This is a genomic window from Variovorax sp., from assembly GCF_965279555.1.
Taxonomy (GTDB): Bacteria; Pseudomonadota; Gammaproteobacteria; order Burkholderiales; family Burkholderiaceae_C; genus Variovorax.
Window position 1 is genome coordinate 926,159 of sequence record NZ_OZ257247.1, and the last position, 23,891, is coordinate 950,049.

Annotated in this window: 19 protein-coding genes and 1 tRNA gene; 10 read left to right on the top strand and 10 right to left on the bottom strand. The window is 62.2% G+C overall.

Annotation, left to right across the window (positions count from 1 at the left end):
- Positions 1–28 precede the first annotated feature (28 nt).
- Positions 29–1,642 (top strand): DNA cytosine methyltransferase, encoded by a 1,614-nt coding sequence (locus ACQY8B_RS04535; RefSeq protein WP_422085603.1) that lies wholly within the window; start codon positions 29–31, stop codon positions 1,640–1,642.
- 13 nt (positions 1,643–1,655) lie between these two features.
- Here the strand turns inward: ACQY8B_RS04535 and ACQY8B_RS04540 are convergent, their stop codons facing one another.
- Positions 1,656–2,105: a very short patch repair endonuclease gene (locus ACQY8B_RS04540; RefSeq protein WP_428745001.1), complete on the bottom strand. Its 450-nt coding sequence runs from the start codon at positions 2,103–2,105 to the stop codon at positions 1,656–1,658.
- 369 nt (positions 2,106–2,474) lie between these two features.
- Between ACQY8B_RS04540 and ACQY8B_RS04545 the strand changes: the two genes are divergently transcribed.
- From ACQY8B_RS04545 to ACQY8B_RS04560, 4 genes are read left to right on the top strand one after another with little or no spacing between them, the layout of a single operon-like run.
- Positions 2,475–4,028: an ATP-binding protein gene (locus ACQY8B_RS04545; protein ID WP_428745002.1), complete on the top strand. Its 1,554-nt coding sequence runs from the start codon at positions 2,475–2,477 to the stop codon at positions 4,026–4,028.
- Positions 4,028–6,964: a Z1 domain-containing protein gene (locus ACQY8B_RS04550; protein WP_422085606.1), complete on the top strand. Its 2,937-nt coding sequence runs from the start codon at positions 4,028–4,030 to the stop codon at positions 6,962–6,964. The genes ACQY8B_RS04545 and ACQY8B_RS04550 overlap by 1 nt, the downstream gene beginning before the upstream one ends.
- Positions 6,906–7,988: a PD-(D/E)XK motif protein gene (locus ACQY8B_RS04555; RefSeq protein ID WP_422085607.1), complete on the top strand. Its 1,083-nt coding sequence runs from the start codon at positions 6,906–6,908 to the stop codon at positions 7,986–7,988. Before ACQY8B_RS04550 ends, ACQY8B_RS04555 begins: the two co-directional genes overlap by 59 nt.
- Positions 7,985–10,030, top strand: a complete 2,046-nt coding sequence (locus ACQY8B_RS04560) for an AIPR family protein (RefSeq protein ID WP_422085608.1) — start codon at positions 7,985–7,987, stop codon at positions 10,028–10,030. Before ACQY8B_RS04555 ends, ACQY8B_RS04560 begins: the two co-directional genes overlap by 4 nt.
- A 95-nt stretch (positions 10,031–10,125) precedes the next feature.
- On the opposite strand, the gene ACQY8B_RS04565 is transcribed toward ACQY8B_RS04560, so the two are convergent.
- From ACQY8B_RS04565 to ACQY8B_RS04590, 6 genes are all read right to left on the bottom strand, one after another.
- Positions 10,126–10,201, bottom strand: a tRNA-Thr gene (locus ACQY8B_RS04565).
- Between the two features lie 25 nt (positions 10,202–10,226).
- Positions 10,227–11,240: a class 1 fructose-bisphosphatase gene (locus ACQY8B_RS04570; RefSeq protein ID WP_422085609.1), complete on the bottom strand. Its 1,014-nt coding sequence runs from the start codon at positions 11,238–11,240 to the stop codon at positions 10,227–10,229.
- A 23-nt stretch (positions 11,241–11,263) separates the two neighbouring features.
- The gene (gene pepN, locus ACQY8B_RS04575) at positions 11,264–13,957 is read right to left on the bottom strand and encodes an aminopeptidase N (protein WP_422085610.1); all 2,694 of its coding nucleotides are present in this window, start codon (positions 13,955–13,957) and stop codon (positions 11,264–11,266) included.
- Positions 13,944–14,642 carry an HAD family hydrolase gene (locus tag ACQY8B_RS04580; RefSeq protein ID WP_422085611.1) on the bottom strand — a complete coding sequence of 233 codons (699 nt, stop codon included), beginning with the start codon at positions 14,640–14,642 and terminating at the stop codon, positions 13,944–13,946. Before ACQY8B_RS04580 ends, pepN begins: the two co-directional genes overlap by 14 nt.
- 5 nt (positions 14,643–14,647) lie before the next feature.
- A protein-coding gene (gene prfB / locus ACQY8B_RS04585; protein WP_106937221.1) for a peptide chain release factor 2 occupies positions 14,648–15,752 on the bottom strand; the annotation gives its coding sequence in 2 pieces (ribosomal slippage) (positions 14,648–15,670 and positions 15,672–15,752; 1,104 coding nt in all).
- Positions 15,753–15,942: 190 nt separating this feature from the next.
- The gene (locus tag ACQY8B_RS04590) at positions 15,943–16,755 is read right to left on the bottom strand and encodes a MetQ/NlpA family ABC transporter substrate-binding protein (protein WP_422085612.1); all 813 of its coding nucleotides are present in this window, start codon (positions 16,753–16,755) and stop codon (positions 15,943–15,945) included.
- 237 nt (positions 16,756–16,992) lie between these two features.
- On the opposite strand from ACQY8B_RS04590, the gene ACQY8B_RS04595 reads away from it, so the two are divergent.
- Genes ACQY8B_RS04595 through ACQY8B_RS04610 form a run of 4 tightly spaced genes read left to right on the top strand, consistent with a single transcriptional unit; the run spans position 16,993 to position 19,782 of the window.
- The gene (locus tag ACQY8B_RS04595; RefSeq protein ID WP_422085613.1) at positions 16,993–17,877 is read left to right on the top strand and encodes a methionine ABC transporter ATP-binding protein; all 885 of its coding nucleotides are present in this window, start codon (positions 16,993–16,995) and stop codon (positions 17,875–17,877) included.
- A complete protein-coding gene (locus ACQY8B_RS04600) occupies positions 17,870–18,532 on the top strand; it encodes a methionine ABC transporter permease (protein WP_081271273.1) in 663 nt (220 codons plus the stop codon). Before ACQY8B_RS04595 ends, ACQY8B_RS04600 begins: the two co-directional genes overlap by 8 nt.
- Before the next feature lie 34 nt (positions 18,533–18,566).
- The gene (locus ACQY8B_RS04605; protein ID WP_081271274.1) at positions 18,567–19,394 is read left to right on the top strand and encodes a MetQ/NlpA family ABC transporter substrate-binding protein; all 828 of its coding nucleotides are present in this window, start codon (positions 18,567–18,569) and stop codon (positions 19,392–19,394) included.
- A 37-nt stretch (positions 19,395–19,431) separates the two neighbouring features.
- A complete protein-coding gene (locus ACQY8B_RS04610; protein ID WP_422085614.1) occupies positions 19,432–19,782 on the top strand; it encodes a hypothetical protein in 351 nt (116 codons plus the stop codon).
- Positions 19,783–19,884: 102 nt separating this feature from the next.
- On the opposite strand, the gene ACQY8B_RS04615 is transcribed toward ACQY8B_RS04610, so the two are convergent.
- The 3 genes from ACQY8B_RS04615 to ACQY8B_RS04625 form a co-directional block, all read right to left on the bottom strand.
- Positions 19,885–21,234 (bottom strand): LLM class flavin-dependent oxidoreductase, encoded by a 1,350-nt coding sequence (locus ACQY8B_RS04615; protein ID WP_422085615.1) that lies wholly within the window; start codon positions 21,232–21,234, stop codon positions 19,885–19,887.
- The gene (locus ACQY8B_RS04620) at positions 21,231–21,740 is read right to left on the bottom strand and encodes a MetQ/NlpA family ABC transporter substrate-binding protein (RefSeq protein ID WP_422085616.1); all 510 of its coding nucleotides are present in this window, start codon (positions 21,738–21,740) and stop codon (positions 21,231–21,233) included. The genes ACQY8B_RS04615 and ACQY8B_RS04620 overlap by 4 nt, the downstream gene beginning before the upstream one ends.
- 107 nt (positions 21,741–21,847) lie before the next feature.
- Positions 21,848–22,750: a LysR family transcriptional regulator gene (locus ACQY8B_RS04625; RefSeq protein WP_422085617.1), complete on the bottom strand. Its 903-nt coding sequence runs from the start codon at positions 22,748–22,750 to the stop codon at positions 21,848–21,850.
- Between the two features lie 128 nt (positions 22,751–22,878).
- Here ACQY8B_RS04625 and ACQY8B_RS04630 point away from each other — a divergent pair, with 128 nt between their 5' ends.
- Positions 22,879–23,889, top strand: coding sequence for an aldo/keto reductase (locus ACQY8B_RS04630; protein ID WP_422085618.1), 1,011 nt, complete (start codon positions 22,879–22,881; stop codon positions 23,887–23,889).
- Positions 23,890–23,891 lie beyond the last annotated feature (2 nt).

Below are 23,891 nucleotides of genomic sequence, written 5' to 3' on the forward strand. Positions count from 1 at the left end.
GTGCCGATTCATATCCAGAAAATTCCGAATGCCGATTCCCATCATTGATCTTTTTGCGGGTCCAGGCGGCTTGGGGGAGGGGTTCTCCGCTCTCAAGGACCACAAGCAGCAACCCGTCTTCGAGATTGGCCTTTCCATCGAAAAGGATCCAGTTGCGCACCGAACGCTGACGTTGCGGGCTGTGTTTCGGCGTCTTCGCGGTACGAAGGATGTGGCGCACTACTACAGCTTTATCCGCGGCGAGATTGACGAGGCGACGTTTCAAAATATCCCGGCCGTTGCTGCGGCGTTCAAGCACGCGGCGAGCGAAGCCCGATGCTTGGAGCTGGGCAAGTCCGACGAGACGGGGATCGACGACGAAATTCGGACCGCCCTTGATGGCCGCGACACCTGGATATTGATCGGCGGTCCGCCGTGCCAAGCTTATTCATTGGCCGGGCGTTCCCGACGGGCCAACGACAAGACCTTCCAAAAGGATGAGAAGCACTTCCTCTACCGGGAATACCTTCGAATCATTCAGGTCCATCGTCCGACCATCTTTGTGATGGAGAACGTGAAGGGGCTGCTTTCTTCGCAGCATTCAGGCAGTTCGATGTTCGACAGGATCATCGGGGACCTTTCGAGGCCTGCTGACGGAGTGGAGTACGAGATCCGATCCTTCATCAAGAAGGGTGACAGCGATTCGCTGGAGCCGACAGACTTCATCATTCAGGCCGAGCACTACGGCATTCCACAGAGCAGGCATCGAGTGATCCTGCTGGGGGTCCGAAAGGATGTGGGTGCCTCGCGGCATGAACTGCTCGCCAAGGTCACAAAGCCTGTGACAACGAAGCACGCAATCGATGACTTGCCGCGACTGCGAAGCCGTTTGTCGAAGGAAGACTCGCTTGAGGCTTGGAGAAGTGCGGTTCAGGACGCGCCCTCTTTTATGGAGGGATGGGGAGTGGAGTACGAGTCGGAGTTGACCGAGTTGATGCGCGTATCCGCTGCAGCGGCGCGGAGCCTGAGCATTGGTGAAGCCTTTGTTCAGAGAAGCTACAAAAAGCCGAAGCAGCCGACTGAACTTCAGCTCTGGCTGCACGATGAAAAGCTGAAAGGGGTTTGCCAGCACGAAGCGCGGTCCCACATGGCATCTGATCTGGCTAGGTACCTCTTTGCTGCCAGCTTCGCTCAATCGCAAGGTTATTCCCCGCGATTGGATTGCTTCCCGCCCAAGCTGCTGCCGAACCATAAGAACGCGGCGAGCAACAGCACAACCGGGGTCATTCCTTTCAAGGATCGATTCCGCGTGCAATGTGCGGGGGAGCCATCCACAACCGTGGTCGCGCACATCGCAAAGGATGGGCACTACTACATCCATTACGACCCCACTCAGTGTCGAAGTCTCACGGTGAGAGAGGCGGCTCGGCTTCAGACGTTTCCCGATAACTATTTCTTTGCGGGCAATCGAACAGAGCAGTACACGCAGGTCGGCAATGCCGTGCCTCCGTTGCTGGCCAACAAGTTGGCAAAGGTAGTACGAGGTCTGTTGGCTGAACTGAATCGCGAGCAGCGAAGGAAGCGCGCGGCGTTGGAGAAGAACCCCTCAACGCGATCTGGCGAGGATGAGCCAAGCAGGAAGCCTGCTTCTGCGATCGCTTGAGTGAACTGACCAGTCACTCAACAGTGAGCTCTGCATCACTGCCTTGCAGCCATGTAACGACGCTCTTGGACACGTCCTCAACCGAGCGCTTGAGGGAGCATTCCCAGACTATGGCCACGCGCCACCCTTGATCTCGGAGCAGAGCGATATGTTTCACGTCGCGGGCAACGTTGTCGGTGAATTTCTTCATCCAAAAATCACCGTTTGCTTTCGGGACAGTGGTATAGCGGCAACCTTCATGTCGATGCCAGAAGCAGCCGTGCACGAATAGCGCTGCCTTGTGCTTTGGAAAAACCATATCTGGACTCCCGGGAAGACCTCGCACGTGAAGTCGATAGCGAAACCCAGAGGCAAACAGCGCTGAACGAAGGGCTCGTTCGGGCCAAGTGTTCTTGCCGCGGATGCCCGCCATCATTCTGCTTCGCTGGGGGGTGGTGGGGCGTTTTGCGGCGGGCGACGGCATGCCCTAGTGTCGCCGCTAACCGCGACCCTAGTCCGCACGCGGCAACGTTGCCGAAAGCTCATCATCCCAGGTAACAAATGTGTTACTTTACAGATGTCTAAGACTGGGGGGCATTTCGAACAAAGAGGCGATGTCGCTTCGCTGCCATGTGATTCCAGTTTGGTCAAAGAAATTAGGGTTTCTACTGGTTTGGGTGTTCGGAATTGCGTAACACTCGCGGCCAAAAGAGTTGGCGTTGCGTTCTTTGCGCCGTGTTGCTTCCGATGTCGAGATGTTGACGTAGAGGACTAGGCTGCCTCCATTCTTCCGAGGGTTGTTTGGCGGGTGATCAGATGCAGCGTTGATCAGTTTCTAAAGGGGGATCCTGGCTTGTTGACGCACGAGAAAGCAGATATAGCGCCGGCGGAGGGGCTGGCAAAGAGTGTTGAGAACCCTGATCGAGCTGCGCCTCATCCCGCGGCGCTAATTGAGGCGATGCGCTCACTGGGTTACACGCTCGAGGCGGCTGTTGCGGACCTTGTGGATAACAGCATCTCGCACGGTGCGACACACGTGCGCATCCAGTTTGACTGGGCCGGCCGGGACTCGACCCTGTCTATCAGCGACAACGGCCATGGCATGGACGAGCCGCAGTTGATCGAGGCGATGCGGCCCGGTACTCACAACCCGCGTGCTGACCGCGCCCCTCAAGACCTCGGGCGCTTCGGCCTGGGATTGAAGACTGCGTCGTTTTCCCAAGCCAGTCGCCTGAGCGTTATCACGCGCGCTGCCGGCCATGCTGAAGCCGCACGCGTTTGGGACCTGCCGTTCATGGCCGCCGCTAACGATTGGATTCTTCTGCGCGAAGCAAGCGAAGAAGCGCGTCGGCATGCAAGTTGGATGCTTGGCCAGCCCTCGGGAACGACCGTTGTTTGGGAGCGTCTCGATCGCTTGGTGGGTGATGCTTTAAGCGACAACACGAACGCGCACCAAGCGTTTTTGGAGGCTGCTGACCGCGTCACAAAGCATCTCTCAATGGTGTTCGGCGAGTTCCTCGTAGGGGCGAATTCGGTGAAGTTCGAAGTGGGTAACGTGAAGCTCGGGCGCTGGGATCCATTCATGCGCGATCACGTTGCAACTCAGATCCTGCCGATCGAGGAACTGCGCTGGGGGCATCACAGCGTGGCCGTTCAGCCTTACGTCCTGCCGCACCACTCGAAGCTTACGAAGGATGAGTTCGAGCGGGCAGCCGGAGCAAAGGGATGGACTGCGCATCAGGGCTTCTATATCTATCGCAATAACCGATTGATCTCGGCCGGTGGCTGGCTATCGCTCGGATTGACGCGCGACGAACATCTCAAGCTTGCACGCATCCGCATCGACCTTGGCAATGATCTCGATTTCGACTGGAAGCTCGATGTGCGTAAGTCTGTGGCAAGTCCTCCAGTGGCCTTGCGACAAGAGCTGCGGCGCATCGCTCGGCTGACGCGCGAACGGGCTCAAGAGGTCTATCGCCATCGCGGTCGTCAAATCCTTGCCGTGACGTCCCATGATCACTCGAGCGTCTGGGAGGGCCGGCTTATGCGTGGACGGACCATTTTCCGCGTCAATCGCGAGCATCCTGTCGTCCAGGCACTGACCGCGAACGACGACGGTGGGCGTGCGGTTGAGGCCCTGCTTAAGCTAGTCGAGCAGACACTTCCGCTTGCGTCGATCTACATCCGTCACGCCGAGGCACCCGAGCAGCAGCCCGCGCCATTTGACGACACGAAGGATAAGCAGTTCGGTGAGATGCTCTCCGATCTCTATCTAGGAGTTCTGGCTTCCGGGCGTAGCCATCAACAGGCCATCGCCAGTCTCTCCGCGCTGTCGGCGTCGAAGAAGCGTCCCCATCTGATTGCCATGCTCGATGCCTCTCCCCCTGTTCCCAAGGAACTCGACTGATGAATTCGATTAAATCCAGCCCTGACTCCGACGCTCAAGAGCAGGCCCGCGAACAGGCCCGTACCGCGTTGGTCCGTTACAGAAATCCAAGCATTGACGAGATCCGGCAATGTTGCAGCAAAGCCAAGCGCTTTACCGAAGAGGATACCGGCGAGGGCACCGTTGACATCGAGGAGCTCGTCAAGTATTTCGTTGAGAACAGCAACGTCTTTGTTGCGCCGATGCAATCGTTGTCGGACTCCCGCGGCCACTCCGATTGGTTACCCGCCAGGCGCGGTGAGATTAGTTGGAAATTCTGGGAGCGCTACCAGACCTTTCTGCAGATGATCGAGCAATTGCCCGATCCCGTAATTAACTCGGTGGATGTGCGCACCGAGGGCATCCTTGAGATGCTCGAGGATCCTTTGCGTGCGGGGCAGTGGGACCGTCGCGGGCTGGTCGTGGGCAGTGTGCAGTCGGGTAAGACGGGTAATTTCCTGGGGCTGGCATGCAAGGCTTTGGACTCTGGCTACAAGCTTGTGATCATTCTTGCGGGTATTCACAACAGCCTTCGCGCACAGACTCAGATTCGGATGGAGGAAGGGCTGCTGGGCTATAACACTGACTCCAGTCTGTTCTTCGAGGAGGCAAGCACGAAAGTTGGAGTGGGCACACTCTCCTTCCCCGAACTTCCCGTCAACTCAATGACGTCGCGAGCAGAAAATGGCGACTTTCGAGCGGGAAATCTCGGAACAGTAATGCATCTTGGAGAGACGCCATTTATCGTCGTCGTAAAGAAGCATGCGTCTATTCTCAACAATCTTCGGACTTGGCTCACGATCAAGAAGGGTGTCGAGAAGCCCGACGGAGGGAAGATTGTCCGAGACATTCCAATGCTTGTGATCGATGACGAGGCGGATCACTCGTCAATCAACACGAAGAAAATCAGTCGCATCTCGGCCGACGGGGTTGCTCCGGAGGACATCAATCCCACAAAAATCAACCAGCGAATACGAGAGCTGCTGGACGCGTTCGAAAAGAGCGCCTATGTTGGCTATACGGCAACCCCCTTCGCTAACATATTCGTTGATCCCAAGGCTTCGCATGGGAAATTCGGTGATGACCTTTTTCCGCGCAGCTTCATCGTCTCATTGCCGCCGCCGGACAACTATTTCAGCGTTGACAAAGTCTTCGGTCGCGACGGTGATCCAGACTCTGGATTGGAGGAGCGAAAAGGGCTGCCTTTGACGCGATTGGTCGATGACTTCGATAACTTCTTTCCTCCGAAGGCACCATCGAGCTTCGTGCCTAGCGAGCTTCCAGGAACGCTGAAGAAGGCCATTCGTTCATATCTGCTCGTTTGCACCGCGCGGCACGCACGTGGGCAGAAAACAAAGCACAACTCGATGCTCGTGCACGTCGCGCGCTTCGTCGAAGCTCAAGGCAAGCTTGCCGAACTCGTGACGACCGAGCTTTTGTTTCTGCAGCGGCGTATAGCTAATGAAGGAGAGGATGCGACGCTGTCACTGCGCAAAGAGCTTCGCGAGTTGTGGGAGTTGGACTTTGTCGAGACGACCCGCGCAGTTGCCGATCCGGCGTGCCCTGTGATGGAGTGGGAGGAGATCGAGCGATCGTTGCATCCGGCGGTCTCCAAGATACGCGTGCTTGAGATAAACGGCACCTCGGCTGATGTCTTGGACTATGAGAAGCATAAAGCGACGGGCATCAGCGTTATCGCCGTTGGTGGAGACAAGCTCTCGCGCGGACTAACCCTGGAAGGCCTGTCGGTTTCCTACTACATGCGCGTCTCCAAGATGTACGACTCTCTGTTGCAGATGGGTCGTTGGTTTGGGTATCGACCAGGTTACCTCGATCTTTGTCGCATTTACACCTCATCAGATTTGATCGCGTGGTATCGCCACATCGCGCTGGCTGAAGCGGAGCTGCGCCGCGAGTTTGAGCGTATGGCTGCTCTCAAGGCTACACCCGAGGAGTACGGACTGCGCGTCCGCACTCACCCAGACGGGATGCTTGTGACGGCACTCAACAAGGCGCGTGCAAGTAAGAGACTGCAAGTTTCCTACGAAGGGACGCTTGCACAGTGCGTAGTGCTCGCAACGCGAGATGAAGTGCGCAAGCGCAATGACCAAGCTGTAACTGGGCTTGTTGGCCGGCTGGAACAGCCCCGCCCGCGTAAGAAGGGATCGTCTACCTACGTCTGGTCGGGTGTCGCCGCTGAGGATGTATGTGTTTTCCTTGATGCCTTCGATTCACCCATGGGCACAAATGGCTTCGATTCGCGGCGTGTTGCCCAGTTCGTACGCCGACAGCAGAACCAAGGCGAATTGGTCGAATGGACGGTTGCGCTGCTCAGTGCAAATGGTGGTACGCCGGACACTATCGCGGGGCTCGATTTGAACTTGGTTAGGCGTAAGAACGTTGCCGAAGGCAGCGACAAGGCTAGAGGGCTTTACGTGCTTTCCAATAGCAACGTGCTTAACCCTCCTGACCAAGCGATCGACTTGGAGGGAGTGCAACTCGATGCTGTCTGGGTGCAGCATTTGTTGACCAAACGTGCTTTCGGTGTGGACGTGCCGCTTGAGCGTGAAGTAATAGAGCAGGCTGCGGGCCGCGACGCACTTGATGTCGCTCAGCAGATTAGTTTGTTGCGTTATGCGTCTGACAAGAAGGCCGGTCGTATTCGTGCGACGCAGCAGCCGCCGGAACGGCCATTCGGAGCAGTGGTGCGCGATATGCGTCGGACTAGCCATGGGTTGCTGTTGCTCTATCCGCTCGACGCCGTGGCCGTTGAATTTGCCGCGGAACCCAAGTCCATCATGACTTGTGTGTTGAGCTTTCCCACTAGTGCAACGGCTGTTCCCATTGAGTACCAAGTAAATGAGGTCTACCGCCAGTTGCATCTCGACCAACTCGAGGAGCCCGAAATTGACGAGTAAGCCGCTCGAGCAACTCTGGTGTGAAATCGAGGCGTTGCACAAGCCCGAGCAGGCTGGGTGGGTTAGGCGTTTGACCAACCCAGGAGCAATCGTCCCGGTACACGCAGCGGTGGCATGCCATGGTGGTGCGCGCTCGTTAATGATCGACATTCCCATTCTCTCGGTAGCTGGTCTTCGTGAACTGCCTATTACTGGCGGGCTATCGGTTGCTCTCGTGCCTCCGCTCAAGGGAGTGCCGGCCGGACAGCGTTCACTAGCAGTTGAACTCGAAGACGCGCAATTCGCCGACGTTTTCACCGTCTTCGGCACTGATTTGGTCGACGGGATCTCGAGGTGCGCGAATGTCACCGAAGCGATCGTCCTATTGCTACGGCGTCTTGAGCGATGGCAGGAGTTTCTTAGCAAGGCAACCGACGGATTAGGTTCCAGTGAGGTAGTGGGGCTCTTTGGCGAGCTCTGGGTGTTGCGCGATATCCTCGTGCCGATAGGTGGCGTCGGATCGATTGAATCTTGGACGGGTGCGCAGCGCGCGCCTCAAGACTTCGTTGTACCAGGCGTGTGCGCCATTGAGGTGAAGACATCAGTAGCAAGAATGCTCTCGCACGTACGGATTCATGGTGAGCGTCAGCTCGATGACGTAGGTCTCGCGTGCCTGTTTCTTGTATGTCTACGGCTCGAGTTAGACGACGAAGAAGGCGAGAGCCTCAACAACATCGTAGGTGAGCTCCGCAAGCTGACAGCTGGTACTCCCGAGTTCTCCATCTTGCTTGATCGACGTTTGATGCAAGCCGGATGGACGGAGCGACACTTGCACCGCTACGCGCAAAAGAGTTTTCGCGTTGCCCAGCGACGTTTTTTTCGCGTCGATAGTCGTTTCCCTAGGCTGCTCAGTGAGGAGCTCGCATTAGGCATCGATGAGATTGAATACCAACTAGAGCTGAAAGCTTGCAGGGCATGCGAGTGCGATCAAAGTGAGCTTGTCAGTACTTTGGCTGGTCTGCAGCTCGGCAGAGTTTCCTCATGACCTTGAACGACTACTTTCAAGCTCTGCGAAATGAGGTGATGCGTGATTCTGGTATCGAGGGTGGAGAGACCTTCGTTGCTGAGGCTTTCACGCGCCGCTTCCTTGATCTTCTGGCTGAGGCTGGAGAGATCGCGGATGCTGAGGTCTGCTATTACGCACGTACAGGAATGCGCGCAGATGGCTATGCCGCTGACGAAAACGAGGACACGCTCGATCTCTTTGTTGCAGTACGAACGGACAGCTTGCTGCCTATCCGACTCGAAAAGTCGAAGGTCGAGACCGCGTTCCGTCAGCTAGCGGGTTTCTATGCCAAGGCTGCGGTCGGATGGCACAACAGGATGGAGGAAGTTGAGCCTGCGTTCGTTCTCGCCCAACTCATCCACCATCAGCACCAGCAAGCTGACGGGTTCAGCCGAGTTCGGCTATTCCTTGTCACCGATGGCATCGTCAACGTTGATCGCTTGCCCGAAGTACCAGAAATGGGCGTGGCCGACGTTACGTTGCATGTGTGGGACATTGAGCGACTCTTCCGCTGGTATAGCTCTGGACGCGATCGCGAGCAGATCGCCGTTGACCTCATGGAGCGCGACCTGCCGCCGGTGTATTGCCTGGAGTTTGATCAGCCTGGGGCTGACTACGTAAGCTACCTCGCAATATTCCCGGCTGAGGTGCTCGTGTCGATGTACAGCCGATACGGCCCGCGTCTATTGGAGCGCAATGTACGGTCGTTCCTACAGGTGCGAGGCGACATCAACAAGGGTATCCGCTCGACAATACTTTCTGAGCCTGATCGTTTCTTTGCTTACAACAACGGACTGACCGCTACCGCAGCGGAGATCGAGGTGGAACGCGCTAAAGATGGGTCATTGCAATTGAAGAGACTTGTAGACCTTCAGATCGTCAACGGCGGGCAGACCACGGCGTCTCTCTTCCGCGCAGTGCGTAAGGACAAAGCCGATGTCAGTCGCATCGCAGTCCAAGTCAAACTCAATCGAGTTCGGGATCCTGAGGCGCTCGACGCGCTGGTCGGGCATATTTCGAAATACGCGAATTCGCAGAACAAGGTCAGCGTCTCGGATCTCTCCGCCAATGATCCTTTCAACCAGAAGCTGGAAGAGTATTCGCGAACGATCTGGGCTCCTGCCACCGGCAACTCGCAGCTCGAGACGAAATGGTTCTACGAGCGCGCGCGCGCACAGTATGCCGACGAGTTGGCGCGCGCCGACACGCCGGCCAAGAAGTCACGTTTCGAGCGGGAATACCCAAAGAAGCAGCTCTTTGGAAAGACGGATATCGCGAAGAGTGAGATGGCATGGGCTCAATACCCGCATATCGTCAGCCGTGGAGCGCAGAAGTGCTTCGTGGTGTTTCACGAGGAAGTCACTAAGCGCGGTAGCAACTATCGCCCAGACGAGACATTCTTTCGCCACATGATCGCGCGCCACATTCTTTTCGGCACAGTCGATCGGATTACGCTGCAGCGGAAGTACAGCTACAAGGCGCAGGTTATGGCTTATGTGCTTGCTTGGCTATCCCACCGTCTTGCCAAGCGGTTTGACTTCGAGAGCGTGTGGCGTGAACAGGCTGTCCCCGAAGAGTTCGTAACGTTCTTTGGCCATTTGGTAGATGCAATACATCCAGTTGTCGCTACGCCAGAGGGAGGGAAGAACGTGACTGACTGGTACAAGAGCGAGGCTTGTTGGAAGAAAGTCCAGGGACTCGACGTGCCGCTGCCGAAGGTAATACAGGACGCCGCTGATGAGCTTGGCCAACTTGGGGCGACGGATCTCGACGCACCGACCGCTGAGGAGGACGTTGAGATCGCTTGGGCGAAGGGGGTGTCAGCCGAGGTCTGGTTCGGCATATCCGCGTGGGCGAAGAAGACAGACTCGCTCGCCTCGTGGCAGCGCAGCATCGCATTCAGCCTTGGTAAGCTTGCTGGCCAAAGTAAACCTCCATCGAGAAAGCAGGCTGTGCAGGGGCGCAAGCTGTACGACGACGCAGTGCGACTGGGCTTCGTGCACGAAACAGCAGAGAGCTAGCCAAGCCTTTTTTTGAAGCTGGGTGCGAAAAATTGTTGTTCTGTCGCTCCGCAGTAAAAAAGCCCGCTATCGTTTAGATAGCGGGCTTTTAGTTTTGGTGCCGGAGAGATGAATCGAACACCCGACCTTCTCATTACGAATGAGCTGCTCTACCGACTGAGCTACACCGGCGCAGCCTCAGATTATAGACAAAAAATCAGGCTTTCTCTGCGTGGTACTGCGTCAGGCGCTCAACTTCGTTTCGGGAACCCAACATCACGCTCACGCGCTCGTGCAGTTTGGAGGGTTGCAGCTCCAGGATGCGCTGCTTGCCGTTGGTGGCGGCGCCGCCGGCCTGCTCGACCAGCCAGCTCATGGGGTTGGCCTCGTACATCAGGCGCAGCTTGCCGGCCTTTTCGGGCTCGCGCTTGTCCCACGGGTACATGAAGACGCCGCCGCGCATCAGGATGCGGTGCACGTCGGCCACCATGCTGGCAATCCAGCGCATGTTGAAGTCCTTGCCGCGCGGGCCTTCCTTGCCGGCCAGGCATTCGTCGATGTAGCGCTTCACGGGCTCGTCCCAGTGGCGCATGTTGCTCATGTTGATGGCAAATTCCTTGGTGTCGGCCGGAATCTGGATGTCTTCCTGCGTCAGCACGAAGCTGCCTTGCTCGCGGTCGAGCGTGAACATGGCCACGCCGTTGCCCACGGTCAGCACCAGGGTGGTTTGCGGGCCGTAGATGCAGTAGCCGGCCGCCACCTGCTGGGTGCCGGGTTGCAGGAAGTCGTTTTCCTGCACGCCGGGGTGGTCGTCGGGCTTCTTCAGCACACTGAAGATCGTGCCGATGCTCACGTTCACGTCGATGTTGCTGCTGCCGTCCAGCGGGTCGAACATGAGCAGGTATTCGCCCTGCGGGTAGCGGTTGGGCACCACGTGGATGGATTCCATTTCCTCGCTGGCCATGGCCGCGAGGTGGCCGCCCCATTCGTTGGCCTCGATCAGCACTTCGTTGGCGATGATGTCCAGCTTCTTCTGGATCTCGCCCTGCACGTTCTCGCTCTCGGCCGTGCCGAGCACGCCGCCCAGCGCGCCCTTGTTGACGGCCTGGCTGATGCTCTTGCAGGCACGGGCGACCACTTCGAGCAGCAGGCGCAGCTGGCCGGGAATGAGGCCGTCGGCGCGCTGTTGTTCGACGAGGTAGCGGGTGAGGGAAATCTTTTGTTGAGCCATGTGTCTTGTGGGGTTCGGTTGCTTCAGTTTCCGGCGAGAGCGCGGGTAACCACTTCGTGGGTGTCCTTGCTCAGGTCGGGCTTTGCGGCCACGCGGGCAATGGCTTCGCGCGCGGCGCTGCGGTACGGCTCGGCCAGCTTGCTCCAGCGGTCGAGCGAGCGCGCTAGGCGTGCCGCCACCTGCGGGTTGATGGCGTCCAGCTCGATGACGCGTTCGCTCCAGAACACGTAGCCGGCCGCGTCGGGGCGGTGGAAGGCGCCGGGGTTGGCGCTGCAGTAGCTGAAGATCACGCTGCGCGCGCGGTTGGGGTTCTTCAGCGAGAAGTCGGGGTGCTTCATCAGCTGCTTCACCAGCGGCAGGATGTCGCCGCCGCGGTCGCTGGCGCCGGCCTGCAGCGAGAACCACTTGTCGATGACCAGTGCCTCGTCCTTGAAGATGGCGTGGAAGCGCGCGAGCGCCTGCGCCGCCAGGGTGTGGCCCGACGACACCAGCGCGTTGAGCGCGTTGAAGCGGTCGGTCATGTTGCCCGCGTCCTTGAAGCGCTGCAGCGTCTTGCCCGGCCACACCACGTCGCCAGAGGCGCGCGCCGCCAGGCACAGGAAGTTGAGCGCCATGCCGGCCAGCGCGCGGCGGCCCGACGAGGTCGGGTCGGGGCTGTAGGCGCCGGTGTCGTGGTTGTCTTCGTAGGCCTGTTGCCAGTCGGCGAAGAGGGCGGTGGCCAGCTGGGCGCGCATGGCTTCGCGCACCAGGTGCACGCGCTGGGGGTCGACCACTTCGAGCTGCTCGGCAATGTAGGTTTCCGACGGCAGCGTGAGCACCAGTTCCTTGAAGGCGGCGTCGAGCTGCGGGTTGCGCAGCACGCTGCGCATCGCGTCGATGTAGGCGTCGTTCAGCACCGGCGTGGTGTCGGTGGCCAGGGCGGCAATGCCCTGCAGCGCGGCGCGCAGGCCCAGGCGCTGGCCGGCTTCCCAGCGGTTGAACGGGTCGGGGTCGTTGGCCAGCAGGGTGAGCAGCTGGGCGTCGGTGTACTCGAAGTCGAGGATCACCGGCGCGCTGAAGCCACGCAATATGGAAGGCACGGGCTCGGCGTCCAGCCCCACGAAGGTGATCTGCTCGCCCGCGCGCGACAGCACCAGGGTGCGCGTGCCGCGGGTTACTTCGCTTTCGCCTTCGAGCTGCAGCGGCAGTTCGCGGCCGTTGGCGTCGAGCAGGCCCACGTTCAGGGGAATGACGAAGGGTTCCTTGGTCGGCTGGCCGGGGGTGGGCGGGCAGCTCTGCACCACGCTCAGGGTGTAGCTGCGGTTTGCCGGGTCGTACACGCCGTGGGCCGCAAGGCGCGGCGTGCCGGCCTGGCTGTACCAGCGCTTGAACTGGGGCAGCAGGCGGGACAGTTCGGAGTCGGGGTTGGCGTCGGCAATGGCCTGCGCGAAGTCGTCGCAGGTCACGGCCTGGCCGTCATGGCGCTCGAAGTAGAGCGTGATGCCCTTCTCGAAGCCCTTGCGGCCGACCAGCGTCTGCATCATGCGCACTACCTCGGCACCCTTTTCGTAGATGGTGACGGTGTAGAAGTTGCTGATCTCGATGTAGCTGTCGGGCCGCACCGGGTGGGCCATGGGGCCGGCGTCTTCGGGGAACTGGGCGGTGCGCAGCACGCGAACGTCTTCGATGCGCTTCACGGCGCGCGCCGAGGCGTCGGCGCACAGGTCCTGGCTGAACTCCTGGTCGCGGAAGACGGTGAGGCCTTCCTTCAGCGAAAGCTGGAACCAGTCGCGGCAGGTCACGCGGTCGCCGCTCCAGTTGTGGAAGTACTCGTGGCCGACCACGCTTTCGATGTTGCTGTAGTCGGCGTCGGTGGCGGTGGCCTGGTTGGCCAGAACGTACTTCGTGTTGAAGATGTTCAGGCCCTTGTTTTCCATGGCGCCCATGTTGAAGTCGCTGGTGGCGACGATCATGAAGCGGTCCAGGTCCAGCGGCAGGCCGAAGCGGGCTTCGTCCCACAGCACCGAGTTGATGAGCGAGTTCATCGCGTGCTCGGTCTTGTCGAGGTCGCCGGCGCGCACGTACACCTGCAGCAGATGCTCCTTGCCGCTGCGCGCCTTGATGCGCTGCTCGCGTGCCACCAGCTTGCCCGCCACCAGGGCGAACAGGTAGCTGGGTTTCTTGAACGGGTCGACCCACTTGGCAAAGTGCCGGCCTTCGGGAAGTTCGCCCTGTTCGACCAGGTTGCCGTTCGACAGCAGCACCGGGTAGGCGGCCTTGGCAGCGCGCAGGGTGACGGTGTACATCGCCATCACGTCCGGACGGTCGAGGAAATAGGTGATGCGGCGGAAGCCCTCGGCCTCGCACTGGGTGAAGAAGGTGTCTTCGCTCACGAACAGGCCCATCAGCTTGGTGTTCTTGATGGGGCAGCAGGTGGTGAAGATCTCGAGCTCGAAGGCATCGGGCAGGCCGTCGATGACGAGCTGTTCGCCCTCCATGCGGAAGGAAGCGCCCTGGCCGTTGACCAGCACGCGCGCCAGGTTCAGCTCGTCGCCGTCCAGGCGCAGCGGCTGCACCGGCGCCTCGGGGTTGCGGCGCATCTGCATGCGGTTGAGCACGCGGGTCTTGGCGGGGTCGAGGTCGAAGGTCAGGTCGACGGTGTCGATCCAGTAGGCCGGAGCGGCATAGTCTTCGCGGCGAATGGCAATGGGTTGCCCTTGGGCGTCACGCTGCAGCATCGAGGGTCTCCAGAAAATTTGAATGGGCGAGTTCGTTGTAGTCGCGAACGGCGGCGATCACGTGAGGTCCGGCCAGCTCGGCGGCGGTATGGGTGCTGCAAACGGCCACGGCACGCATGCCGCCGCGGCGCGCGGCCTCGATGCCGAAGGGCGCGTCTTCGAACACGATGCAGCGCTCCGGCACCACGCCGATGCGGCGCGCGGCTTCGAGAAAGATGGCGGGCGTGGGCTTGCCGCTGAAGCCTTCGTCGCCGCCCACGATGGCCAGCGGCAGCGGGTCCATCTTCAGCCGCGACATCGCGAACTCGATGTTGTGCTTGTCGCCGGCCGTACCGACCGCCACCTTGAGCCCGCGCGCAACCGCTGCCTTGGCGAAGGCGGTGAAACCCGCCACCTCGGTGAAGTTGTCGTGGAACAGGGCGCGGTAGATCTCTTCCTTCTCGTGCACCAGGCCCAAGCACTCGGCATCGGACAGCTCGCGCTCGAACAGCTCGCGCATGCTCTCCGTGCCCGTGCGGCCGGTGGTGCGCGCGAGGATCTCGCTCACGTCGAGCTTCACGCCGTGGTTCTGCGCAAATTCGACCCACGACCGCGCATGCCAGGGCATGGAGTCGATCATGGTGCCGTCCATGTCGAAGATGAAGGCTTCGACCTTGCCACCGTCCGTCAGGCTTTTCAGGCTCATCGGGGTTACACGCCTTGCTTGAGAGAGGCTTCGATGAACACGTCGAGGTCGCCGTCCAGCACCTTCTGGGTGGCCGAGACTTCGACGTTGGTGCGCAAGTCCTTGATGCGGCTGTTGTCCAGCACGTAGCTGCGGATCTGGTGGCCCCAGCCCACGTCGGTCTTGCTGTCTTCCAGCTTCTGCTGTTCTTCCTGGCGCTTGCGCATCTCGTGGTCGTACAGGCGCGAGCGCAGGCGCTTCCACGCCACGTCGCGGTTGCTGTGCTGGCTGCGGCCGTCCTGGCACTGCACCACGATGCCGGTCGGAATGTGCGTCAGGCGCACGGCCGAGTCGGTCTTGTTGATGTGCTGGCCGCCGGCGCCGCTGGCGCGGAAGGTGTCGGTGCGCACGTCGGCCGGGTTGATCTCGATCTCGATGGAATCGTCGATTTCCGGGTACACGAAGATGCTGGCAAAGCTGGTGTGGCGACCGCCCGACGAGTCGAACGGCGACTTGCGCACCAGGCGGTGCACGCCGGTCTCGGTGCGCAGCAGGCCGAAGGCGTAGTCGCCCTCGACCTTGATGGTCGCGCCCTTGATGCCGGCGGTGTCGCCGGGCGTTTCGTCTTCGATCTGCGTCTTGAAGCCCTTGCGCTCGGCGTACTTCAGGTATTGGCGCAGCAGCATGCTGGCCCAGTCGCAGGCCTCGGTGCCACCGGCGCCGGCCTGGATGTCGATGAAGGCGTTGAGCGGGTCGGCCGGGTTGTTGAACATCCGGCGGAATTCGAGCTGCTTGATGTCGGCTTCGAGCGCGGCGGCGTCATCGGCGATGGACTGCAGGCCGTCCATGTCGCCTTCTTCCTTCGACATTTCGAAGAGTTCGGTGTTGTCCGACAGGCCGTTGGTGAGACGGTCGAGCGTGACGACCACGTCGTCGAGCGACTTCTTCTCTTTGCCCAACTCCTGGGCCTTCTTCGGGTCGTTCCAGACGTTCGGGTCTTCGAGCGATGCGTTGACTGTCCTCAGTCGTTCAGCTTTTGCATCGTAGTCAAAGATACCTCCGTAAATCGACCGTGCGGGCGCTCAGGTCCGCGAGCATTGCGCCGATTTGGTTGATCTGTTCTGCGTCCATGGGGTGTCCTGACTGTGTTCGGGGGAAACCGGACATTTTCTCATGCTCCGGTAAACCGCCCGGTAGTGGCCCCGTATTGCTCCTTCCCCCGCTGGGGGAAGGCCGGGATGGGGGCGGGCAGGGCGCCCGATGGATGCACCGCTTGCCCCCACCCCGGCCCTCCCCCAGCGGGGGAGGGAGAAAGTCAAACTCAGAACGCAGGAATCAGCGACCCCTTGAATTGCGTCTCGATGAAGCTCTTCACCTCAGGCGACTGGTAGGCGGCCACCAGGCGCTTGGCCCAGGGCTTGTCCTTGTCGGCGCGGCGCACGGCGATCAGGTTGGCGTAGGGGCTCTTGGGCGATTCCTTGATCACGGCGTCCTTGTTGAACGACAGGCCGGCCTTCTCCGCGTAGTCGTTGTTGATGGCGGCAATGGCCAGGTCGTCGAGCGAACGCGGCAGCTGGGCGGCGTCCAGCGCCACCAGCTTCAGCTTCTTGGGGTTGGTCACCACGTCCAGCGGGGTGGCGTTGTTGTTCTTCACGGCCTCGGGCTTGAGGGTGATGAGGCCGGCCTGCTGCAGCAGCAACAGCGCTCGGTTGCCGTTCGACGGGTCGTTCTGGATGCCGACCGAGGCCCCGTCCGCCAGCTGGTCGACCGACTTGATCTTGCGCGAGTAGAAGCCCAGCGGCGCGGTGATGGTCAGGCCCACCGGCACCAGGTCGAAGCCGCGCGCCTTGATCTGGTTGTCCAGGAAGGGCTGGTGCTGGAAGGCGTTGGCGTCCAGGTCGCCCGAGGCCAGCGCCGCGTTGGGCAGCTGGTAGTCGTTGAACACCACGACCTGGATGTTCAGCCCGTCCTTGGCGGCGACCTTCTTGACCACCTCGAAGATCTGCTCGCCGTTGCCGACGGAAACGCCGACCTTGATGTTGTTCTTGTCCTGGGCCAGGGCGGCGCTGCCGCTGAAAACGGCTGCGGCCAGCGTGGCGATGAAGAGGCTGCGACGACGGAAAGTGGAATGCATGACAGTGCGGAATCGAAAAAATGAAGGCGCGAATGTGGCACTGCAGCAAGGAATTGGGAACGAACCAATAGGCATATCGATATGGCGTGTATGGCGCGCATCGAGGTTTTCTTATGCCGTATGCGATATAAACAGCATCCTTTTTCTTCGTTTCCTTTTGCCGCTTTTGTTTTCATACTCGGCACCTTTTTCGCGAACCTTCGTGTCCGGCGCCCTCGCTGGCCGCGCTTCTTCCCAATGAGCCATCCTTCGCCCGATGCGGGCCGCGCCGGCGCGGCACCCGTCATCCGACTCCAATCCGTGCAGAAGTCCTTTGCACTGCCCAGCGGCGAGGTGTTCGACGCCGTGCATTCGCTGTCGCTCGAAATCCAGCAGGGCGACGTGTTCGGCCTGATCGGCAAGAGCGGTGCCGGCAAATCGACGCTGCTGCGCCTGATCAACCTGCTGGAGCGGCCCGACGCGGGCCAGGTCTTCGTGGGCGGGCGCGACCTCACCACGCTCTCGCGCAGCGAGTTGCGCGACACGCGGCAGAACATCGGCATGATCTTCCAGCAGTTCAACCTGCTGCAGAACGCAACGGTGTTCGACAACGTGGCCTTCCCGCTGAAGATCCACGGCCGCCACTCCAAGGCCGAGATCGATGCGCGCGTGCGCGAATGCCTGGCCCTGGTGGGCCTGGCCGAGAAGATCGACACCTACCCGGCGCAGCTGTCGGGCGGCCAGAAGCAGCGCGTGGCCATCGCCCGTGCGCTGGCGCCGCGCCCGCAGGTGCTGCTGTGCGACGAGCCCACCTCGGCGCTCGACTCCGAAACCACGCGCTCGCTGCTGGAGACGCTGCGCGACATCAACCAGAAGATCGGCGTGACCATCGTGATCGTGACGCACGAGCTGTCGGTGGTCGAGGTGCTGTGCCGCAACGTGGCCATCCTCGAAAAGGGCCGCCTGATCGAGCAGTTCGCCGTCGAAGAGGCGCCGAACGAAGAGCGCAAGACCGCGCTGGGCCGCGAGATCGACGAACTGGTGCGCCGGCGCGAACGCGACGTGCGCGAACAACAGCAGGCGCAGCAGCAGCAAGACCGCGCCGCAACGGCCGTGGCCGCCAAGGAGCCCGCCTATGTTTGAGAACATCGCCCCCATCCTCCCCGAGCTGTGGGTTGCCACCGGCCAGACTTTCATGATGCTGGCCATCGGCCTCACGGCGGCGGTGCTCATCGGCGGGCCGCTGGGCATCCTGCTGTTCCTGCTGGGCCCGGGCCAGTCGCTGGAGAACAAGCCGGCGTTCCTGGTGCTCAACTGGCTGGTGAACACGGTGCGCTCGTTCCCTTTCATCATCCTGCTGGTGGCGCTGGTGCCGTTCACGCGGGTGATCGCGGGCACGTCGATCGGGCCGCTGGCGGCCGCGGTGCCGCTGTCGTTCGCGGCCATTCCCTATCTGGCGCGGCTGGTCGACCAGTGCCTGCGCGAAGTGCCGCGCGGCGTGATCGAGGCGGCCCATGCCATGGGCGCGACCGAGCTGCAGATCGTCTGGCGCGTGCTGCTGGTGGAGGCTCGTTCGGGCCTGGTGCTGGCGCTGACCGTGCTGGCCGTGAGCTTCCTGTCTTACTCGGCTGTGGCCGGCGTGGTGGGCGGCGGCGGCATCGGCGACCTGGCCATCCGCTACGGCTACTACCGTTTCCAGACCGACGTGATGGTGCTCACCGTGGCGCTGCTCGTGGTGCTGGTACAGATCCTGCAGTTCGTGGGCAACACCACGGCAAGCAGGCTCGACAAGCGTTGATTCTTTCTTTTCCCTAGCTAGCTTTCTCTATCTCATGAAGACCGTTTTCCTGCGCCGTTCCGTTCTCGCCCTGTCCCTGGCCGCACTGTCGCTGGGTGGCCTCTCGCTGCAGGCCCATGCGCAAGACCCCGCCAAGAAGAACCTGGTGATCGGCGGCACCGCCGGTTCCAACGCCGACCAGCTCAAGGCGGGCATCGTGCCGATCCTCGAAAAGAAGGGCTACAAGGTCAAGCTGGTGGAGTTCAACGACTACGTGCAGCCCAACCTGGCGCTGGCCCAGGGTTCGCTCGACGCCAACTTCTTCCAGCATCAGGTCTACCTGAAGAAGTTCGCTGCCGACCAGAAGCTCGACATCACCGAACTCGTGCAGGGCCCGATCGCGCCCATGGGCGTGTACTCGACCAAGCGCAAGACGCTGGCCGACGTGAAGGAAGGCGACCGCGTGACGCTGCCGAACGACCCGAGCAACCTGGCCCGTGCGCTGGTGCTGCTGGAGCAGAACAAGCTGATCACCATCAAGGCCGGCATCGACCCGCTGCGCGCGTCTGAAAAAGACGTGGCCGAGAACCCGAAGAAGCTGAAGTTCATTCCGCTCGAAGCCGCACAGCTGCCACGCTCGCTGGGCGACACCGAATACGCGATCGTCAACGGCAACTTCGCGATTTCGTCGGGCCTGAAGCTCACCGAGGCCGTGGTGCTCGAGAAGACGCCCGACTACTACCTGAATGTGGTGGCCGTGAAAACCGCCGACAAGAACACGCAGTGGGCCAAGGACATTGCCGAAGCCTATCGCTCGAAGGAGTTCAAGGCGGTGGTCGACAGCAAGTTCCAGGGCTACGCCAAGCCCAGCTTCCTGCAGTAAACCTGCTTCCCTTTCTTCCTGACAAAGGACGTTCCCCATGCCCGTTCTGGCCGTATTCGATGCCCAAGGAAGCTGGCGCGACACGCATGTGTGCGACGGCTGGATCACCGAGCACCTGGCGGGGCAGGGCGTGAGTTGGGGGCGCGGCAAGAAGAAGGGGCAGCGGGTGCTGGACAGCGCGGGGCTGTTCTATGTGCCCACTGCTGATGGCTATCTCGGCCTGCTGCTGGAAGCTGGCGAGTGGGCAGCCATTCCCACTGGCAAGCCGCATTTCTTCGATGCGGGGGAGGCTGAGTCGCTTGAGGGCCTGCCTGCTTCTTTGCCGCTGTTCGAGGCTTTCGTCGAAGAAGTCCTGTCTTTGACCGGGAACGACGCTGACGAGGAGTGAGTTCTTTGTTCAGGGTGCGTGCGCAGGCCACCGGGTACTCCTCTCCGCGAATGTCCCCCGTCGGCATGATCGCACCCCGAACAAGCGCCGGAACGAAAAACGCTATGCAGCCAAACGCTGCGCAGCCCGTCCACCAGGACGCGCCAACCCGAGGTGATCGCGCAACGTGCGCCCCTCGTAGTCTTTGCGGAAGATTCCGCGCTTCTGCAGGATCGGCACCACGCCGTCGACAAAGTCCTGCAACCCTTGCGGCAGCGCATCAGGCATCAGGTTGAAACCGTCGGCCGCTCCGGCCTTGAACCAGTGTTCGATGTCGTCCGCAATCTGCTCCGGCGTGCCGACGATCACGCGGTGCCCGCCGCCGCCCGCCAGCTCGCGGATCAGCTGGCGCACCGTGTAGCCGTGCTTGCGTCCCGCTGCCACCACGGCGTTGAAAAAAGTGTGGTTGCCATTGCCGGGCAGCGGCAGGTCGTCGGGCAGGCGCTCGTCGAGCTTCAGGCGGTCGGGCGCGATGCCCAGCGTGCCGGCGATGCGCGTCAGGCTGTAGTCCCACGGAATCAGGTCGACCAGCTCGTCGCGGCGGCGCAGCGCCTCGGCCTCGGTGCCGCCGACGATGGTGGTCAGGCCCGCGAGCACCTTCACCGCGTCGGGGCCGCGGCCCAGTTCGGCGGCGCGTGTCTTCAATGCGCGCGCATACGCCAAAGACTCCTCGAACGACTGCGAGGCCGAGAACACGGCCTCCGCATGGCGCGACGCCAGCTCGCGCCCGTCGGCCGAGGCGCCGGCCTGCACCAGCACCGGGTGCCCCTGCGGCGGACGCGGCAGGTTCAGCGGCCCCTGCACCGCGAAATGCTCGCCGCGGTGCGTGATGGCATGCACCTTGGCCGTGTCGATGAAGCTGCCCGTGGCCTTGTTGCCGATGAAGGCGTCGTCTTCCCAGCTGTCCCACAGCGCTTTCACTATGTCGGTGAACTCCGAGGCGCGGGCATAGCGCTTCGCATGATCGGGCACCGCGTCGAGGCCGAAGTTGCGCGCCGACGGCAGGTCGGCCGTCGTCACCACGTTCCAGCCCGCGCGGCCGCCGCTCACATGGTCGAGCGTGGCGAAGCGGCGGGCGATGTTGTAGGGCTCGTTGTAGCTGGTAGAGGCGGTGGCGATCAGCCCGATGTGCGTGGTGGCGGCGGCCACGCAGGCCAGCAGCACCGTGGGCTCCAGCGCGGTGATCGGGCGGAAGTGGATCTGGTCGACGATGGCCGCGTTGTCCGCGAGGAACACCGCGTCGAGCTTGGCCGCCTCGGCGATCTGCGCGGTGCGGATGTAGTGCTGGATGTCCGCAAATGCCCATGGGTCGCTCTCCGGCAGGCGCCAGGCCGAGGGCACGAAGCCCGAGTGCAGGATGTTGACGTTCAGGTGCAGCTGGCGCGGCCGGGGGCTTGGGTTCGAGGCGCTCATTGGGCGAAGTAGTCGGGCAGGCGGTAGCCGGCCCAGGTCGGGTTGGCCTTGAAGAAGCGCTGGAACTCGGGCGACTGGTGGGCCGCGGCGATGTCTTTCGCTATGTCGCGCTCCGACACCGCGATCGGGCTCACGCCCGGCTTGAGCGTGACCCAGCCGATGGCCGCAAGGATGTTGAGTGCGCGCGCCGCGTTCACCGGGTCCGAAGGCAGCGTGACGGTGGCGCCGTCAGGCACCGCGTCGAGCGACTTGTGGCGCTGCGAATACAGGCCCATGGGCGGCGTCGGCACATGCACGATGGGCACCAGGTCGAAGCCCTGCTGCTTGTTGGTGGCGTTGAGGTACAGCGTGTGCTGGAAGATGTTGGCGTCGATCTGGCCGCGCATGAAGCCCACGCGCAGGTCGGCGGCCTGCGCCGATACGTGGATGAACAGGCCCAGCGCAAGGCTGCCGAGCAGCGAGGCGGACCAGCGTGCCAGCGAGGGCGCGCGCAACGGAAAACGCATGACAGGCAACTCCGGGGAGCAAACAAGAGAGCTGGGCACTCTAGGTCGCGCCGCCCGCCGTGCGAACGAAGATTCGCGCGCTTGGTTATCCGCTGGCCAAATATCCGTCAGCCGGGCTGGCCTTCGCGCTTGAGGAAATCCACGAAGGCCCGCAGCGGCGCGGGCATGTGCGTGCGGCTCGGGTAATACAGGAACGGCCCCGAGAAGCTCTGCCACCAGTCTTCGAGCACCGGCACCAGCGTGCCGCGGTCGATGGAGGGGCGCAGGTATTCGTCGAAGGTGTAGATCAGGCCCAGCCCGGCTTCGGCGGCGTGCAGTTCGAGGTCGGGCATCGACGCGACCAGCGGGCCGGTCGGCGTGATCTTCACCGCCTTGCCTTTGCGCACGAAGCCCCAGGCCGCGAGCACGCCGCTCTGGAAGCGGTGGGCGATGCAGGCGTGCTTCAGCAGGTCGGTCGGGTGCCTGGGCGTGCCGTGCTTCGCCAGGTAGCCGGGCGATGCGGCGGCCACGAAGCGCTGCGTGCGCGGGCCCAGCGGCACGGCGATCATGTCGCGGGCAATGCTCTCGTCATAGCGGATGCCGGCGTCGAAGCCCGCCGCGAGCACGTCGATGAAGGTGTCGTTGGTCGTCACTTCCAGCGTGATGCCTGGGTGCGCGTGCAGGAAGCTGCTGGCCAGCGGCGGCAGCACGCGCTGCGCCACGATGGTCGGTACGTTCAGCCGCAGCGTGCCGGTGGGGCTGTCGCGAAAGCTGTTGAGCGTGTCGAGCGCGCCGGCAATGTCATCGAGCGCGGGCGAGATGCGGTCGAGCAGGCGCTGGCCCGCTTCGGTCGGCGTGACGCTGCGCGTGGTGCGGTTCAGCAGCCGCACGCCGAGCTGCGCTTCCAGCCTGCGCATGGCCTCGCTGAGCGAGGAGGGCGACACGCCGCGCAAGGCCGCGGCACCGCGAAAGCCGCGCGCCCGCGTCACCGCCACGAAGGCGCCCAGGTCCGAGAGATCGGGTTCGGTCATGGCCGGATTGTGCTTTTTTCCGCACAACCCGTGCGGAGGCGGACGGATTATCGAACGGGGCGTTTCCTTCCAGACTACCTCCCATGCCGCTCGCAACCGTGTGCGGCCCCTCTGAAAGGATCGTCACCATGAACACACTCCAACTCGGTGCCACCGGCCCGCAAGTCTCCGCCTTCGGGCTCGGCTGCATGGGCATGTCGGGCATGTACGGCCCGTCCGACCGCGCGGAAAGCATCGCCACCATCCACGCCGCCATGGACGCGGGCATCACGCTGCTGGACACCGGCGACTTCTACGGCAGCGGCCACAACGAGATGCTGATCGGCGAAGCGCTGAAGGGCCTGAAGGGTTCGCAGCGCGACGCGGCGCTGCTGAGCGTGAAGTTCGGCGCCATGCGCGACCCGGCCGGCGGCTGGGTCGGCTACGACGCGCGGCCCGCGGCGGTGAAGAACTTCGCCACCTACTCGCTGCAGCGCCTGGGCGTGGACCACATCGACGTGTACCGCCCCGCGCGGCTCGATGCGAACGTGCCCATCGAAGACACCATCGGTGCCATCGCCGACCTGGTGAAAGCTGGCTACGTGCGCCACATCGGCCTCTCCGAAGTGGGCTCGCAGACGATTCGCAGGGCGGCGGCGGTGCACCCGATCTGCGATTTGCAGATCGAGTACTCGCTGATCTCGCGCGGCATCGAGGACGACATCCTCGCGACCTGCCGCGAGCTGGGCATTGCCATCACCGCCTACGGCGTGCTTTCGCGCGGACTGATCAGCGGGCACTGGACGAAGGACAGCGCGGGCGCGAAGGATTTCCGCGCGCACAGCCCGCGCTTCCAGGGCGAGAACGCGGACCGCAACCTGGCGCTGGTCGATGCGCTGCGCAAGATCGCCGATGCCAAGGGCGTGACGGTGGCGCAGATTGCCATCGCGTGGGTGGCGGCGCAGGGCGATGACATCGTGCCGCTGATCGGCGCGCGGCAGCGCACGCGGCTCGACGAAGCGCTGGGCGCGTCGAGCGTGCGGCTCACGGCCGACGATCTGGCGGCCATCGAGCGCGCGGTGCCCAAGGGTGCGGCCGCCGGCGACCGCTATGCGGCGGCGCAGATGGCAAGCCTGGACAGCGAGCCGCGCCGCGGTTGAGC